The sequence below is a fragment of the Chelatococcus reniformis genome, from assembly GCF_014640075.1.
Classification (GTDB): domain Bacteria; phylum Pseudomonadota; class Alphaproteobacteria; order Rhizobiales; family Beijerinckiaceae; genus Camelimonas; species Camelimonas reniformis.
Map to the genome: position 1 here is coordinate 1,008,267 of NZ_BMGG01000001.1, position 15,865 is coordinate 1,024,131.

Sequence of the window (15,865 nt, forward strand, 5' to 3'; positions counted from 1 at the left end):
GCAACCGGCACGCGGAACGATTGTTGCCGCCCGCTGAATTCCGTGCCAGCGGAAAGTGCCCGGAGCGCGGGGCGCGCTGGTGAGGCCGGTGCCGGCGGGCCGGCGACATGGACGGCGATGGAGGAGCGAAGCATGGCGGCGACGAGCAATCGAGCGACGACGCGCTGGTGGTGGGTGCGGCACGCGCCCGTGGACGACGGTGGCTACATCTACGGACAGCGCGACCTGCCGTGCGACTGCACCGACGAGATCGTCTTCCAGGCGCTGGCGCGCGATCTGCCGCGCGACGCCGTCTGGCTGACCAGCAACCTCCAGCGTACCCGCCTGACCGCCGAGGCGATCGCGCACGCGGCCGAGGACTACGGCGCCCACTGGCAGCCGGTGGCGGTACCGGCGCTGGCGGAACAGCACCTGGGCGACTGGCAGGGCCGCAACCGCGCGGAGTTCATGGCGAGTCCCGAGCGCACCCACGCCTTCTGGTTCTCGCCGCCGAGCGTGCGGGCGCCGAACGGCGAGAGCTTCGAGGATCTGGCCAACCGCGTGCGCGGCGCGGTGGAGCAACTGTCGGTGGAACATGCCGGGCGCGACATCGTCGCCGTGGCCCACGGCGGCACCATCAAGGCGGCGATCGCCGCCGCGCTCCGGCTCGACCTGGAGGCGGCGCTCACCTTCACCATCGACAATTGCTCGATCACCCGCCTGGACCATCTCGGCGGGGCGCCCGAGGCCTACCACTGGCGCGTGCTCAGCGTGAACCACCGCCCCTGGGCCGCCGGCAGCGCCCCGGCGGCGGCGATCAAGCTGATGGGGGCGTAAGGCGCATTTCCTCGTATGATGGATGGCCGAGCTTGACCCGGCCACCCAACCAAGCGACTGCGGCGCTACGCCGCCTTCTCGGTGGCGATGAGGCCGCCGAGCTGGGCGAGGATCGCCAGGTGGTGGTCGGCGTCGCCGAACATGAGGTCGATGATCGTCAGCCGCTTGAAGTAGTGGCCGACCTTGTACTCCTGGGTCATGCCGACGCCGCCGTGCAGCTGGATGGCCTTCTGGCCGGCGAGCCTGCCGGACCGGCCGATCTGTACCTTGGCCGCCGCAACGGCGCGGGCGCGCTCGGCCGCATCGTCGCTCCGGGCCATCATGGTGGCGTACATGGTCATGCTGCGGGCCTGCTCGAGGGCGACGAATATGTCGACCGACTGGTGCTGCAGCGTCTGGAAGTTGCCGATCGGGCGGCCGAACTGGGTGCGCGTCTTGAGGTAGTCGACGGTGAGATGGAGCGTCGCTTCCATCGCCCCGACCGCCTCGGCGCAGAGCGCGGCGATGGTTTCGTCGACGACCCGGCGCACCACCTCGATGCCCTGGCCCGGCGCGCCGATCACGGCGTCGGCGCCGACGCGCACGTTAGCAAGGGTGATGTCGGCGGCGCGCTGAGCGTCCTGGGTCGGGTAGCCGCGCCGGCTGAGCCCGGCGGCGTCGGCTGGCACGAGGAACAGCGTGACGCCGTCCGCGTCCTGCTGGCCGCCGGAGACGCGGGCGCTGACGATCAGGGTGTCAGCGGCGTCGCCGTGCAGGACGGTGCTCTTGGTACCGTGCAGCACCCAGCCGTCGCCGTCCTTCTGCGCCGTCGTCGCCACGTCGGCCAGGTTGTAGCGGGCCTGGCGCTCGCCGTGGGCGAGGGCGAGCAGCCGCTCGCCGCCGGCGATCTGCGGCACCAGCTCCTGCCGCTGCGCGGCCGAACCCGCCCGGCGTAGCACGCCGCCGGCCAGGATCACGGTGGCGACATAGGGCTCCAGCGCCAGCGCCCGGCCGAGGGCCTCCATGACGATCATCGTTTCGACGGCGCCGCCGCCGAAGCCGCCGTCTTCCTCGGCGAAGGGCAGCCCGAGGATGCCGAGCTCGGCATACTGGGCCCACAGCTCGCGGCTGAAGCCCTCCGGCTGCTTGCGGATGGCGTTGCGGGCCTCGAAGTCGTAGCGGTCGGCGACGAGCCGATCGACGCTGTCCTTGAGCAGCCGCTGTTCGTCGGTAAGGTCGAAGTCCATGGCGAAAACCTTGGTGCTGGAAGGGCGGGGCCGCGGGCCCGTCCGGGCCCGCCTGGAGCATGCCGCCGGCGGATGAGCTCATCCGATCGCACCGACATGCCCCGACACGTCTTGTTGGAACGCTTCTCCCGGAGCGGGCGAACCGCCCGGCCGCGACGCGCTCCGGCGGTCAGAAGCCGAGGATGGCCTTGGCGATGATGTTCTTCTGGATCTCGTTGGAGCCGCCGTAGATCGACACCTTGCGGTAGTTGAAATAGTTCGGCGCCGCGGTCGTCGCCCAGTCGGGGCCGACGGCCGGCTCGTTCCAGCCCGCCTCGCCCTGCTCGGGCTGGTAGGCGATCGCGTCCGGCCCCACCACCTCGAGCAGCAGCTCGGTGGTGGCCTGCTGGATCTCCGAGCCCTTGATCTTGAGGATCGAGGAGGCGGGATCGGGCTTGCCCTTCTCCAGATTCTTGATGTTGGCGACGACGCGCATCTGCGTCATCTCCAGCGCCTTCAGCTCCACCTCGACGGCGGCGAGCTTCTCGCGGAAGCGCGGGTTGTCGATGATGCGGGCGTCGCCGTCGCGCTGCACCGAGGCGAGCTGCTTGATGCGGCGGATGCGCTCCTTGGAGGCGCCGACGCGGGCGATGCCGACGCGCTCGTTGCCGAGCAGGAACTTGGCATAGTCCCAGCCGCGGTTCTCCTGGCCGACCAGGTTCTCCGCCGGCACCCTCACGTCGTCGAAGAACACCTCGTTGACCTCATGGCCGCCCTCGATGGTGATGATCGGGCGCACCGTGATGCCGGGCGTCTTCATGTCGATGAGCAGGAAGGAGATGCCCTCCTGCTGCTTGGCGCCCGAATTGGTGCGCACCAGGCAGAAGATCCAGTCGGCGTGCTGGGCGAGCGTGGTCCAGGTCTTCTGGCCGTTGACGACATAGGTATCGCCGTCCCGCTTGGCGGTGGTCTTGAGCGAGGCGAGGTCGGAGCCGGCGCCGGGCTCCGAGAAACCCTGGCACCACCAGTCGTCGAGGTTGGCCATGCGCGGCAGGAAGCGCTTCTTCTGCTCCTCATTGCCGAAGGCGATGATGACCGGGCCGCACATGCTGACGTTGAAGGCGAGCGGCTCGGGCGCGGGCGCCATCATCAGCTCCTCGCGGAAGATGTACTGCCTGACCGGATCCCAGCCGGTGCCGCCCCACTCCACCGGCCAGTGTGGCACCGCCCAGCCCTTCTTGTTGAGGATGCGCTGCCAGGCGACCAGCTCCTCCTTGGTGGTGTGGTGCCCGGACTCGAGCTTCTTGCGGATGGGCTCCGGCAACGAGGTCCGGAAGAACTCGCGCACCTCCGCGCGGAAGGCTTGCTCGTCGGCGGTGAAGCTCAGTTCCATGGTCGTGTCCTGCCGCAGCTGTCGAATGGTCTATGTGTGAACTATGTCTAGGCTCGGCTGCGCGCCCTGCCAAGCCCCGCGCACGGCGGCCTGCCTCGGGCCCGTTCGGCTCCCGCGTCTTTGAGCTATCGAAACAAAGCCTTACGATATCACACTTCGAGCCAGTCGCGGCGCACCTGAGCGTTGGCCGCCAGGTCGTCGGGCGTGCCCTCGAAGACGATCTGGCCATGGCCCATGACGTAGAGCCGGTGGCTGATGCGCAGGGCGATGGCGAGCTTCTGCTCCACCAGCAGGATCGAGACGCCGCGCTGGGCGATCTCGGTCAGCAGGTTGCCGACCAGCTCGACCACCATGGGCGCCAGGCCCTCGGTCGGCTCGTCGATCATGACGAGGTCGGGGTCGCCCATCAGGGTCCGGCACATGGTCAGCATCTGCTGCTCGCCGCCGGAGAGCACGCCGGCCGGCGTGGTCGCCCGCTCCCTGAGGCGGGGGAAGATGCGGTAGACGTCCTCGTAGGACCAGCGGCCCGTGGGCTTCGATGACTTGCAGCCGAGCAGCAGGTTCTGCTCCACCGTCAGCGAGGGAAACACGTCGCGGTTCTCGGGCACGTAGCCGAGGCCGAGGCGCGCCACCTGGTGCGGCCTGAGGCCGGCGATCTCGTGCCCCTTGAAGCGGATGGAGCCGTGCGGCGGCACGTCGCCCATGATCGCCTTGATGGTGGTGGAGCGGCCGACGCCGTTGCGGCCGAGCAGGCTGACGATCTCGCTGCGGCCGACGGTGAAGCTCACCCCGTGCAGGATGTGGCTCTTGCCGTAGAAGGCGTGCAGGTCGTCCACCTGCAGCATGGGCTCGGCCGGGTTGCGCATCAGTGCACCGCCTGGCCGAGGTAGGCCTCGCGCACCGCCGCATTCTCGCGGATGGCCCGCGGCGTGTCGCTGGCGATGATCTGGCCGTAGACCAGCACCGAGATGCGGTCGGCAAGGCCGAAGACGACGCTCATGTCGTGCTCCACCATGATCAGGGTCTTGCCCTGCGTCACCGTGCGGATCAGCTGCACCGCCTGCTCGCTCTCGCCCCGGCTCATGCCGGCGGTGGGTTCGTCGAGCAGGATCACGTCGGCCCCGCCGGCGATGGCCAGCCCGATCTCCAGTGCCCGCTGCTCGGCGTAGGTCAGCACCCCGGCCTGCACGTCCCGGCGCCGCGTCAGCCCGATCGAGGTCATCACCGCCTCGGCGCGCTCGCGCACGCTGCGCAGGGCGTCGACGCCCAGCCAGAAGGCGTATTTGTAGCCGAGAGCCCACAAGACGGCACAGCGGATGTTCTCGTAGACCGACAGGCGCGGGAAGATGTTGGTGACCTGGAAGCTGCGCGACAGACCGCGGCGGTAGATCTCGTACGGCTTCAGGCCGGTGATGGGCCGGCCGTGCAGCGACACGGTGCCGGACGACACCGGGAAGCGGCCGCTGATCAGGTGGAACAGCGTCGACTTGCCGGCTCCGTTAGGCCCGATGATGGCGTGGCGCTCGCCCGTCGGTACGTTGAGCGTCACCCCGCGGATGATGGCCGTGGGGCCGAAGCTCTTATGCACGTCGGCGAGGGACAGGACGGCGCTCATGTGGGCAGCACTCCCTGCGCCGCCGGCGGGACGACGGCCGCCTCTGCCGGCCCGTCGACCGGGGCGCTGGCGGCATGGACAGCGGCCCAGGCGCTGCGCACCGGACCCCAGGCCAGCCGCGTCAGCGCCGCGCCGACGCCGAGCAGCGCCAGGGCCGCCAGCCACGGCCAGGGCGACGCCCCGTCGAGGGTGGTGAAGAAGACGTGGACGAGGCTGCCGTCGCTGCTCGCCTTGACCAGCATGTGATGCGCCAGCTCGACGATGAGGATGGCGCCGGCTGCCGCCATGGCCAGCGGCACGGCGGCGAGCGCGTAGGCGGGCAGCAGCCTGCCGAGCCGACCGCTGCGCAGCGCTGGCCCGTGCAGCGCCAGCCAGCCGGCGATGCCGCCGGGCGCGAACATCACCACCAGGATGAACAGCAGGCCGAAGTAGAGCATCCAGGCACCGGTGAGATCCGACAGCGTCACCTGTAGAAAGGTGACCAGGATGGCGCCGAGGATCGGTCCCCAGAACAGGCCGATGCCGCCGATGAAGGCCATCAGCAGCACGGTGCCCGACTGGGCGGCACCGAGCGACAGCGCGTTCATGATCTCGAAATTGATGGCGGCGAGCGCCCCGGCGATGCCGGCGAAGAACCCGGCCAGGCAAAAGGCGATGAAGCGCACCGTCTGGGTCGAATAGCCGATGAACTCGGCGCGCTCGGGATTCTCGCGCACCGCGTTGCACATGCGGCCGAAGGGCGTGCGGGTGATGGCGTACATGGCCAGGATGGCGATGAAGGCCCAACCCGCGATGAGATAGTAGATCTCGATCTGCGGGCCGAACTTGTAGCCGAACAGGGGCATGAGCTTGGTGCGGTTCGCCGTGATGCCGGACTCGCCGCCAAAGAAGCTGCGCAGGATGAGTGAGCTGGAGGCGACAAGCTCGCCGACGCCGAGCGTGATCATGGCGAACACGGTGCCGCCGCGCCGGGTCGACACCGAGCCGAACAGGATGCCGAAGGCGAGCCCGGCGAGGCCGCCGATCAGTGGGATCACCGGCAACGGGATCGCCCATTTGTTCTGGGCGATCGCGTTCATGGCGTGAATGGCGACGAAGCCGGCGAGCCCGTAGTAGACGGCATGGCCGAAGGACAGCATCCCCGTCTGGCCGAGCAGCATGTTGTAGCTCAGCGCGAAGATGATCATGATGCCCATGAGGCTCATCATGGTGAGCGAGCTGCCCGAGCTCAGCAGCCGCGGCAGCAGCACCAGGGCGAGCGCCAGCGCGACCCACGGGGCCCAGCTGCGCCAGGACAGGATTGCGCCCTCGCTCATGTCTCGCGTGTCCCCATCAGGCCCTTGGGCCGGAAGATCAGCACCAGCACCAGCAGCAGGTAGGGGATCACCGGTGCGATCTGGGCCACGGTGACGGTGCCGAGGTCGCCCAGGCGCGCCGCCGCCTCGGCCCCCACCACGTCGGCCAGCGACACGTTGATGGCCACGGCGAAGGTCTGCACCAGGCCGATCAGCAGCGAGGCGACGAAGGCGCCGGCCAGCGAGCCCAGCCCGCCCACGACGATGACGACGAACAGGATGGGCCCGAGCAGCGCCGCCATGGACGGCTGGGTGACCAGCGCCGGGCCGGCGATGACGCCGGCGAGCCCGGCCAGGGCCGCCCCCACGCCGAACACCAGCATGAAGATGCGCGGCACGTTGTGGCCGAGCATGGCGACCATGTCCGGATGGGTCAGCGCCGCCTGGATGATCAGGCCGACGCGGCTGCGCGTCAGCACGGCGATCAGGAAGGCGAACATGGCGACGGCCACCAGCAGCATGAACATGCGGTAGGCCGGGTAGGTGGTGTCGAAGAGGCGGAAGGCGACGAAGTCGAGCGAGGGCGGCACGCGGTAGTCGACCGGCAGCTTGCCCCAGAACATGTTGACCAGCTCCTCGAGCACGAAGGCGAGACCGAAGGTGAACAGCAGTTCGGCGACGTGGCCGTAGCGGTGCACGCGGCGCAGGCCGTAGCGTTCGACCAGCGCGCCGACGGCGCCGACGAGCAGCGGCGCCACCACGAAGCCGGGCCAGAAGCCGATGCGCCGGCTGATCTCGAAGCCGAAGTAGGCGCCGAGCATGTAGAAGCTGGCATGGGCGAAGTTCAGCACCCCCATCATCGAGAAGATGAGGGTGAGCCCGCTCGCCATCATGAACAGCAGCATGCCGTAGAGCAGGCCGTTGAGCGTCGAGAAGGTGATCAGCTCGAGCATGCGGCAGAGCCCCGCGGGTCAGAACCGGGTAGATGGACGGCCGGGCTCGACCCGGCCATCCATCGGCGTCGGAAAGCCCTGGATCAGGGCCGCTCCATCTTGCAGGTGGTGGGCAGGAGGGTGTCCTTCCCGGCCACGCGGCCCTGCGTGGTCCAGCCCCAGCCGGTCTTCTCCTCGTCGAACTTCTGGCCGGGCTTCAGCGGGCCGAAGCTGCGCACGAACATGTCCTGGAACAGCTGGTGGTCGTCCTTGCGCATCACGATCTCGCCGCCGTCGAAGCCCTCGACCTTCATGTCCTCCAGCTTGGCGGCCACGGCCTTGGGATCGTTGCTCTTGGCTTCGTTCGCGGCCTTGGCGAACATGCGCATCTCGTTGACGGCGCGCGGATACCAGAGCGTGACGCCGTACTTGTCGCGGAACTCCTGCTCGGTCTTCTGCGCCGACGCCGGGGCGTCGTTGGCGTTGCCTTCCACGATGTCGAAGACGCGGTCGGAAAGCCCGGTCTGCTTGATCGCCGTCGGTCCGCCGGCGCCGCCGGCATAGTAGGTGTAGAAGTCGGTCTGCAGGCCGGCATCCGCCGCGGCCTTGAGCAGCAGCGCGATGTCCTGGCCCCAGTTGCCGGTGATGACCGTGTCGGCGCCGGACGCCTTGATCTTGGCGATGTAGGGGCTGAAGTCGGTGATCTTGAGCAGCGGATGCAGCTCATCGCCGACGATCTCGATGTCCGGGCGCTTCTCCTTCAGCATGGCGCGCGCCTGGGTGCGCACCGATTGGCCGAAGGAATAGTCCTGATTGATCAGGTAGATCTTCTTCACCGCCGGCCGCTGCTTCAGGAAGTTGGTCAGCGCCGCCATCTTGATGTCGGAGTTCGCGTCCCAGCGGAAGTGCCAGAAGCTGCACTTGTCGTTGGTGAGCACGGGATCGACCGCGGCGTAGTTGAAGTAGAGGACCTCCTTGCCCGGGTTGCGGTCATTGTACTTGGCGACGAAATCGAGCAGCGCACCGGCGACCGAGGAGCCGTTGCCCTGGGTGATGAAGCGGATGCCCTGGTCGATGGCCTTCTGCGCCTGGATCAGGCTCTCTTGCGGATTGGTCTTTCCGTCGAACGGCACGATCTCGATCTGCTGGCCGTTGACGCCGCCCTTGGCGTTGATCTCGTCGGCGAGGAACTGGAAGTGCTTGAGGCCGACCTCGCCCACCGAAGCGCCGCCGCCGGATAGCGGATCGATGTAGCCGATCTTGAGGTTGTCGGCCTGGGCGAGTGAGGCCCCAAAGGCGGCCGCGGCCCCAAGCGCGAGCGACGCGGCAATGACGAGGGATCGCATGGCATTCTCCTCCGCGTGATTGGTACGGCGTGCGCTGGTGGCCGCCTTGTCTTTCTGGACTTGTCTGCCGGGTCACCGTCCGCGATCGCGGCGGGGGCGCTCGGGCCAAGCCGTCGTGAGTGGGATCTTTTGCAGCACAAACGCCCGCCGACCGCAATAAGCGCATCACATATACGAAATCACAGTTCGACAGGAGCTGGCCCGCGGGTTAGATTGACTCCGTGTCTCTGCTATCCGACCGCCCCGCCGACGCCCCCCTCGCTCGCGAGAGCCTGAGCTATCAGGCTTATCACAGGTTGCGCCGCGACCTGATGGGCGGCCGCTACAATCCCGGCGAAAAGCTGAAGCTGCGCGATATCGCCGAGGAGCTGGGCGTCAGCCCGACGCCGGTGCGCGAGGCCCTGGCCCGGCTCGTTTCGGACATGGCCGTGGTGCAGCTCGACCATCGCTCGGTGCGGGTGCCGCACATCGACGTGGAGCGCTTCAACGAGATCTGCCTGCTGCGCGCCGAGATGGAGGGCCGTGCCGCCGAGCGGGCCGCCGAACGGGCGACACCCGCCGCGGTGGACGAGCTGGAGGCCATCCATGCGCGCCTGACCGCGCTCAAGAACGGGCGCGAGATCAAGGCGTCGCTGGTCGAGAACCAGCGCTTCCATTCGGCCCTGTGCGCGCTCGCCGACCTGCCGCTGCACTACCGCTTCGCCGAGACGCTGTGGCTGCAGATCGGGCCGCTGATGAACGCGCTGCTCGTCTGCCGGCCGACCAACCTGCCGCGGCGCCACCCGCACCGGACCATCCTCGACGGTCTGCGCGCCGGCGACGGCGCCACCGCCCGTCGCGGCGTCGAGGAGGATGTGCGCATCAACGCCGAGCCGTTGCTCGCCTATCTCAGGGACCCCGGCGCCTTCGACCTGGGCGCGGCGCCGGATGGCGAGCAGGCCCGCCCCGCCGCGCCCCACGAGTTGGTGAGCTAGACCATATTCTAGAGCCTATCCCGACCAGATGCATCTGATCGGTTGGAAATGCCTCAAGTGTTTCAAGCTGGAGCGCTTGCCTTGCGATCGGGTCGTTCACCCCATCGCAAGGCGCTCCAGCTGCCAGGCTCGCGCTTGGTCGGGGCCGGGAGGGGCTGGCGTCATCCCCTACACCGTCGCGATCGGCGTTGCCGGCGAGCCGACGGCGCCGGTCAGGCGCAGGGGCGGGGCGGTCAGCAGGAAGCGGTTGCGGCCGTGCGCCCTGAGCCAGGTGGCAAGCTCCGTCAGATACCAGAGCTCGCCCAGATGCACGCCGAGCTTGAACAGGCAATGCTCGTGCAGGGGCAGGATGGCGCAGACGTCGCCGCCGGGGCGCGACGGCGTGGCCTCGACGGCGTAGTTGTCGGCCATCAGGGCCACCAGTCCGCTGTCGGTGATCCATTGCAGCAGGCGCTGGTCGCGGCCATCGAGCACGGCGCAGGTGTTCTCGACCCCGAAATGGGTCGGCTTGCCGCCTTGTTCGAGCAGGAACTCGCCGAAGCCGGTGTGCAGCAGGACCATGTCGCCGGTCTCCACCTCGACCCGGTCCGCCGCCATGATGCGCATCAGCTCATCGTAGCCGATGTAGTCTCGGGCGCGGCCGACGTGGGCGGCGAGGTCGATGAGCACGCCGCGTCCCTGCATGCCCTTCACGGCCATGTTCTCGACGCCGAGGCGCTTGGCCTGGGAGGTCGAGGCGCCGCCCGGTCCCATGGGCACGCCGGCATCCGCCGCGCTCTCCGGCCCGACCACGTCCTCGCCAGCGCGAAAGCCGTTGTAGTAGACCGCCTCCGGCACCCCATCGCCGTCGACGTCGAACAATGAGCCGACGTGGGCGAAGCTGTCCCACTGGGTGGAATATTGCAGGTGTAGCACCACGAGATCGTCGCTGACGATGTCGGTCGCGCCCTTGATGTCCTTGCCGAGCCGCACGTTCATGTTGGGATGGTCGCCGCGCAGGGTGGGGCGCACCACGGGCGGAAAGCGGCGCGGGCTGAGCACGTTGCCACCGGGATATTCGAGCGGCAGGCTCAGGCAAAAGGCAAGGCCCTCCGTCACTTCTGCCGCGCCTTGGCGCACCTTCTCGGGAGTCAGCAGGTTGAGGCGCCCGAGTTGATCGTCGGGTCCGAAATCGCCCCAGGTCGATCCTTCGGGACGGCGCGTCCAGCGCGTCGATGTCGGCATCTTCCCCCCTTGTGTCTCGTTGCGGGCCAGCGTCGCAGATGCGCACGGGCCCGCCGACTGTCGCGGCTTTCGACGCCGCCGGCAACGCGGCAGGGCGAGGGGTGGGGGTGCCGCCGGAGCATGTCCCGAGCGGCCGGGCGCGCGCCGACCAGCGGGCCGCCGCCGCGGCGGCATGCGGCCACGATCGGCTTGTCAGGTCGCCGATCGTGCATCTACACTTGCGTTGATACCGGCGGGTGAAGGTAATCGCGCATCGACAGCGCCGGCCACGCCCGGCCGCACCCCCAAGGAGTTTGACTGCATGAGCCTCCCGCCGATCCTGAGCGAGCGTCTTTCGCTGCCGGCCATCGCCTCGCCCCTGTTCATCCTATCGAACCCGGACCTGGTCATTGCCCAGTGCAAGGCGGGCATCGTCGGCAGCTTTCCGGCCCTCAACGCGCGGCCCAAGGAGCTCCTGGACGAGTGGCTGCACCGCATCCGCGAAGAGCTCGCCGCCCATGACGCGGCGCATCCGGACCGGCCATCGGCACCCTTCGCGGTGAACCAGATCGTGCACCGCTCCAACGAGCGGCTCGACTACGACGTCGAGCTTTGCGTCAAGCACAAGGTGCCGATCATCATCACCTCGCTCGGCGCGCGCGAGGACCTGAACCAGGCGATCCATTCCTACGGTGGCATCACCCTGCACGACATCATCAACAACCGCTTCGCCCGCAAGGCGATCGAGAAAGGCGCCGACGGGCTGATCGCGGTGGCGGCCGGCGCCGGCGGCCATGCCGGCACCATCTCGCCGCTGGCGCTGATCCAGGACATCCGCGAGTGGTTCGACGGGCCGCTGGCGCTTTCGGGCGCCATCGCCTCCGGGCGCGCCATCCTCGCCGCCCAGGCCATGGGAGCCGATCTCGCTTACATCGGCTCCGCCTTCATCGCCACCAGCGAGGCGAACGCCACGGCCGAGTACAAGCAGGGCATCGTCGAGGCCGACAGCGAGGAGATCGTCTACTCCAACCTGTTCACCGGCGTGCACGGCAACTACCTGCGCGCCTCCATCATTCGCTCCGGGCTCGACCCGGACAACCTGCCCACCTCCGACCCCTCGAAGATGAACTTCGGCGACGACGGCAAGAAGGTGAAGGCCTGGCGCGACATCTGGGGCTCGGGCCAGGGCATCGGTGCGGTCAAGGAGATCGTCGGCGCCGGTGAATTGGTGGCGCGGCTGAAGCGCGAGTATCTGGAGGCCCTCGACGAGGTCAGCCGGCTCGGCGCGCCCTACCGGTCGTCCACCACGGCAGCAGCGTAAGGAGGCCGGCGTGAGCACGGATCTCGTGAACGAGCCGGTCGTCCTGAGCCGCGACGGCGCCGTCGTGACCGTCCGGCTCAACCGGCCCGACAAGAAAAATGCGCTGACCCAGGCGATGTACGAGGCCATGACGGAGGCGCTGGCGCAGGCCGACCGCTCGCCCGACGTCCGCGTCCTGGTCATCACCGGCACCGCCGACAGCTTCACCGCCGGCAACGACCTCAAGGACTTCCTCGCCGCCAAGCCCGGCGAGGAGAGCGCCGCCTTTCGCTTCGTCCGGGCCCTGCCGGCGTTCTCCAAGCCGCTCGTCGCGGCGGTCAACGGGCTGGCAGTCGGCGTCGGCACGACGATGCTGCTGCATTGCGACTTCGTCTACGCCGCCGATACGGCCAGGTTCCAGCTGCCCTTCGTCAGTCTCGGGATCGTGCCGGAGGCGGCGTCCAGCCTGCTGTTGCCTCGCCTCGCCGGCCATCAGGCCGCCGCCGAGCTGCTGCTGCTGGGCGACTTCTTCGATGCCGAGAAGGCGCGCGGGCTCGGCATCGTCAATGCCGTCGTGCCCGCGACCGCGCTCGAAGAGACGGTGCGCGCGGTGGCCGGCCGCCTCGCGGCCAAGCCACCGGGCGCGGTGCGGGCGACCAAGGCGCTGATGAAGAGCACCGCGTCGGTGACGACGCTCGAGCGCATGGGCGAGGAGGGCAAGGTGTTCGAGGAGCGCTTGCACACCCCCGAGGCCCGCGAGGCGATGGCCGCCGTGCTGGAGCGCCGCCCGCCGGACTTCTCGAAGTTCGGCTGAATCGCTGGCGGCGCGGAACACCCATCATGGCCGGGCCTGAGCCCCATTCGCTATGAACGGCCCCGCATGCGCGGCCCCACCGGGCTGGCATGGTCCTGTCGATGGATGGCCGGATCAAGTCCTGCGATGACGCGCGGCTGTGACGCAGCGAGCGCCGCCATCAGGTCGTGATGGGTTCCTCCGAGGCCATCGGGCAGCGCACGGGCTTGATGTCGAGGAGCGGGGTGCCGTCGACGCAGTCGAGCCCGCGCACCGTGAGCACGTAGCCGTCGACGTCGACAAGCGCCACGGTCGAGCTGGCGATCGGGTTGGGCCGCAGCGGTGCCCGCAGCGCCAGGGCGCCGCTCGGCGCGGCCGCGCCGCGTGGGCTGAGCAGCACGGCGTCGCGCCGGGCCTGGTCCATCCAGTACAGCACCTGGAGGTGGGAATGCCGGCCGATGCCGGTCAGGGCGCGGGCCCAGCGCCCGTCGACCGCGATGCGGCAAAGCGGCCCGTGCGCGATGTCGCCCTGGCGCGGGCAGGCGCTCCGTGCGGGCCAGGGCGTGCGGATGCGGCCGATGAAATAGAGGCCGGCATCGTGATGAGCCGGCAAATCAACGATCTCCTCCCCAGGCCGCAGGTCGCCGGGGTCCTGCACAGGGCCGTTGGCCGCAGCCACGGCTGACGAATCCGAGCCACTCATCGTGCCGCTCCCACACTTATCCACGTAATCCACAGGACTGCACGAGCCGGTCCGACGCCGGGCCCGCCCAGGTCGGTCGGACCGCGGCTGCGCCCCGGTCATCCGATCCACCAGGAAACGAGGCATACTCGCAGCCTCGCCGGGCCGCTGTCGATGCCGCGATCGGCGGCGACGCGAGCTCGGCCGGGGGCGTGGGCGGGGTCGAGCGCCGCCGGCGTCTGGCACAGCGGCGCGAAGCCACCTACATCTGGGGCTTCGCACGCGATGGAGCCCATGCAGTCAAACGATCCGGCGACCTTTCACGCCACCACGATCCTGATGGTCCGTAAGAGCGGCCGCGTCGTCATGGGCGGCGACGGCCAGGTCAGCCTCGGCCAGACGGTGATCAAGGCCAACGCCCGCAAGGTGCGCCGGCTCGCCGGCGGCAGCGTGCTCGGCGGCTTCGCCGGCGCCACCGCCGATGCCTTCACCCTGTTCGAACGGCTCGAGGCCAAGCTCGAGCAGTACCCGGCGCAGCTCACGCGCGCCTGCGTCGAGCTCGCCAAAGACTGGCGCACCGATCGCTACCTCAGGCGCCTGGAGGCGATGATGCTGGTCGCCGACAAGGACGTGAGCCTGCTGCTCTCCGGCACCGGCGATGTGGTCGAGCCCGAGGTGCGGGGCGGCCACAGCGTCATGGCCATCGGCTCCGGCGGCAACTATGCGCTGGCCGCGGCGCTGGCGCTGCTCGACGGCGAGGGCGATGCGGACGCAATCGTCCGCAAGTCGATGGCGATCGCCGCCGAGATCTGCGTCTATACCAACGGCAATCTGGTGATCGAGAGCATCGGCGCATGACCACCTTCGGCGACGCGGCTCGCAGCCGCGCCGGCGTGCGCGTTTGCGCCGCGTGGGCGTCTCCGATCATGCCTGGCACCGGATCTGAAGGACGAGAACTGCCGCGATGACCACGTTTTCCCCCCGCGAGATCGTCTCCGAGCTCGACCGCTTCATCGTCGGCCAGCGCGACGCCAAGCGTGCCGTCGCCATCGCGCTGCGTAACCGCTGGCGCCGGCAGCAGCTCACCGGGCCGCTGCGCGAGGAGGTGCTGCCCAAGAACATCCTGATGATCGGCCCGACCGGCTGCGGCAAGACCGAGATCTCCCGCCGCCTGGCCAAGCTCGCCGGCGCCCCCTTCCTCAAGGTGGAGGCGACCAAGTTCACCGAGGTCGGCTACGTCGGCCGTGACGTGGAGCAGATCGTGCGCGACCTGCTCGAGGTCGCCATCGGCCTCGTCAAGGAGGCCAAGCGCAAGGACGTGCAGGCCCGCGCGCACCTCGCCGCGGAGGAGCGGGTGCTCGACGCCCTGGTCGGCCAGCAGGCCAGCAGCACCACGCGGGAATCGTTCCGCAAGAAGCTGCGCGCCGGCGAACTCGACGACAAGGAGATCGAGATCGAGGTGCAGGCGGGCGGCGGCGGCCTGCCCATGTTCGAGCTGCCCGGCATGCCCGGCGCCTCGGTCGGTGCCATCTCGCTGGGCGACATCTTCGGCAAGGCGCTGGGCGGTGCCCGCAAATCCCGCCGCACGCAGGTGCGCGACGCCTACGAGCCGCTGGTCGCCGAGGAGAGCGACAAGCTGCTCGACCAGGACCAGGTGGTGCAGGAGGCGATCCGCCAGACCGAGGAGGAAGGCATCGTCTTCCTCGACGAGATCGATAAGATCTGCGCGCGCGAGCAGCGCGGCGGCGCCGACGTGTCGCGCGAGGGCGTGCAGCGCGATCTCCTGCCGCTCATCGAGGGCACCACCGTGTCGACCAAGCACGGTGCGGTGAAGACCGACCACATCCTGTTCATCGCCTCCGGCGCCTTCCACGTCGCCAAGCCCTCGGACCTGCTGCCGGAGCTGCAAGGCCGCCTGCCGATCCGCGTCGAGCTCACCTCCCTGGACGAGGCCGATTTCCGGCGCATCCTGACCGAAACCGAGGCCAATCTGATCCGCCAATCGGTGGCCATGATGGCGACCGAAGGGGTGACGCTCGCCTTCACCGACGATGCCGTCGATGCCCTGGCGCGGGTGGCGGTGGAGGTGAACACGTCGGTCGAGAACATCGGCGCGCGCCGTCTTCAGACGGTGGTCGAGCGCGTGCTCGACGACATTTCGTTCACCGCCGCCGACCGCTCCGGCGAGACCGTCACCATCGACGGCGACTACGTGCGCACCCATGTGGGCGAACTCGCCAAGAACGCCGACCTGAGCCGGTTCATTCTTTGAGTTTCGACGACTGGTCGGGCATCGACCGACCAGTCGTCG

15 protein-coding genes are annotated in these 15,865 nt (G+C 69.1%); 6 read left to right on the forward strand and 9 right to left on the reverse strand.

Annotated elements, in window-relative coordinates:
- Window positions 1-132: 132 nt before the first annotated feature.
- The gene (locus IEW34_RS04315; RefSeq protein ID WP_188607847.1) at window positions 133-816 is read left to right on the forward strand and encodes a histidine phosphatase family protein; all 684 of its coding nucleotides are present in this window, start codon (window positions 133-135) and stop codon (window positions 814-816) included.
- A 65-nt stretch (window positions 817-881) separates the two neighbouring features.
- Here IEW34_RS04315 and IEW34_RS04320 read toward each other — a convergent pair whose 3' ends face one another.
- The 7 genes from IEW34_RS04320 to IEW34_RS04350 all read right to left on the reverse strand — a co-directional run bounded on the left by IEW34_RS04320 (window position 882) and on the right by IEW34_RS04350 (window position 8,602).
- Window positions 882-2,042 carry an acyl-CoA dehydrogenase family protein gene (locus IEW34_RS04320; RefSeq protein WP_188607848.1) on the reverse strand — a complete coding sequence of 387 codons (1,161 nt, stop codon included), beginning with the start codon at window positions 2,040-2,042 and terminating at the stop codon, window positions 882-884.
- A gap of 169 nt (window positions 2,043-2,211) precedes the next feature.
- Window positions 2,212-3,414, reverse strand: a complete 1,203-nt coding sequence (pimC, locus tag IEW34_RS04325) for a pimeloyl-CoA dehydrogenase large subunit (RefSeq protein WP_188607849.1) — start codon at window positions 3,412-3,414, stop codon at window positions 2,212-2,214.
- A gap of 149 nt (window positions 3,415-3,563) precedes the next feature.
- Window positions 3,564-4,259, reverse strand: a complete 696-nt coding sequence (locus tag IEW34_RS04330) for an ABC transporter ATP-binding protein (protein ID WP_188607990.1) — start codon at window positions 4,257-4,259, stop codon at window positions 3,564-3,566.
- A 20-nt stretch (window positions 4,260-4,279) separates the two neighbouring features.
- Window positions 4,280-5,029, reverse strand: coding sequence for an ABC transporter ATP-binding protein (locus tag IEW34_RS04335; protein ID WP_188607850.1), 750 nt, complete (start codon window positions 5,027-5,029; stop codon window positions 4,280-4,282).
- The gene (locus tag IEW34_RS04340) at window positions 5,026-6,345 is read right to left on the reverse strand and encodes a branched-chain amino acid ABC transporter permease (protein WP_188607851.1); all 1,320 of its coding nucleotides are present in this window, start codon (window positions 6,343-6,345) and stop codon (window positions 5,026-5,028) included. The genes IEW34_RS04335 and IEW34_RS04340 overlap by 4 nt, the downstream gene beginning before the upstream one ends.
- Window positions 6,342-7,277 (reverse strand): branched-chain amino acid ABC transporter permease, encoded by a 936-nt coding sequence (locus IEW34_RS04345; protein ID WP_188607852.1) that lies wholly within the window; start codon window positions 7,275-7,277, stop codon window positions 6,342-6,344. The genes IEW34_RS04340 and IEW34_RS04345 overlap by 4 nt, the downstream gene beginning before the upstream one ends.
- A gap of 83 nt (window positions 7,278-7,360) precedes the next feature.
- Window positions 7,361-8,602: a branched-chain amino acid ABC transporter substrate-binding protein gene (locus IEW34_RS04350; protein ID WP_188607853.1), complete on the reverse strand. Its 1,242-nt coding sequence runs from the start codon at window positions 8,600-8,602 to the stop codon at window positions 7,361-7,363.
- A gap of 221 nt (window positions 8,603-8,823) precedes the next feature.
- Here IEW34_RS04350 and IEW34_RS04355 point away from each other — a divergent pair, with 221 nt between their 5' ends.
- Window positions 8,824-9,576: a GntR family transcriptional regulator gene (locus IEW34_RS04355; protein ID WP_188607854.1), complete on the forward strand. Its 753-nt coding sequence runs from the start codon at window positions 8,824-8,826 to the stop codon at window positions 9,574-9,576.
- Between the two features lie 168 nt (window positions 9,577-9,744).
- Here IEW34_RS04355 and IEW34_RS04360 read toward each other — a convergent pair whose 3' ends face one another.
- Window positions 9,745-10,800, reverse strand: coding sequence for a cyclase family protein (locus IEW34_RS04360; protein ID WP_188607855.1), 1,056 nt, complete (start codon window positions 10,798-10,800; stop codon window positions 9,745-9,747).
- Between the two features lie 301 nt (window positions 10,801-11,101).
- Here IEW34_RS04360 and IEW34_RS04365 point away from each other — a divergent pair, with 301 nt between their 5' ends.
- Both IEW34_RS04365 and IEW34_RS04370 read left to right on the forward strand, forming a co-directional pair.
- Window positions 11,102-12,100, forward strand: coding sequence for an NAD(P)H-dependent flavin oxidoreductase (locus IEW34_RS04365; protein WP_188607856.1), 999 nt, complete (start codon window positions 11,102-11,104; stop codon window positions 12,098-12,100).
- Between the two features lie 10 nt (window positions 12,101-12,110).
- The gene (locus IEW34_RS04370; RefSeq protein ID WP_244641752.1) at window positions 12,111-12,893 is read left to right on the forward strand and encodes an enoyl-CoA hydratase; all 783 of its coding nucleotides are present in this window, start codon (window positions 12,111-12,113) and stop codon (window positions 12,891-12,893) included.
- Window positions 12,894-13,053: 160 nt separating this feature from the next.
- On the opposite strand, the gene IEW34_RS04375 is transcribed toward IEW34_RS04370, so the two are convergent.
- Window positions 13,054-13,575: an SAM-dependent methyltransferase gene (locus tag IEW34_RS04375; protein WP_188607857.1), complete on the reverse strand. Its 522-nt coding sequence runs from the start codon at window positions 13,573-13,575 to the stop codon at window positions 13,054-13,056.
- 273 nt (window positions 13,576-13,848) lie between these two features.
- On the opposite strand from IEW34_RS04375, the gene hslV reads away from it, so the two are divergent.
- Both hslV and hslU read left to right on the forward strand, forming a co-directional pair.
- Window positions 13,849-14,412 (forward strand): ATP-dependent protease subunit HslV, encoded by a 564-nt coding sequence (gene hslV, locus IEW34_RS04380; protein WP_188607858.1) that lies wholly within the window; start codon window positions 13,849-13,851, stop codon window positions 14,410-14,412.
- Between the two features lie 106 nt (window positions 14,413-14,518).
- Entirely contained in the window at window positions 14,519-15,826 is a 1,308-nt protein-coding gene (gene hslU / locus IEW34_RS04385; protein ID WP_188607859.1) for an ATP-dependent protease ATPase subunit HslU, read from the forward strand.
- Window positions 15,827-15,865: the final 39 nt, after the last annotated feature.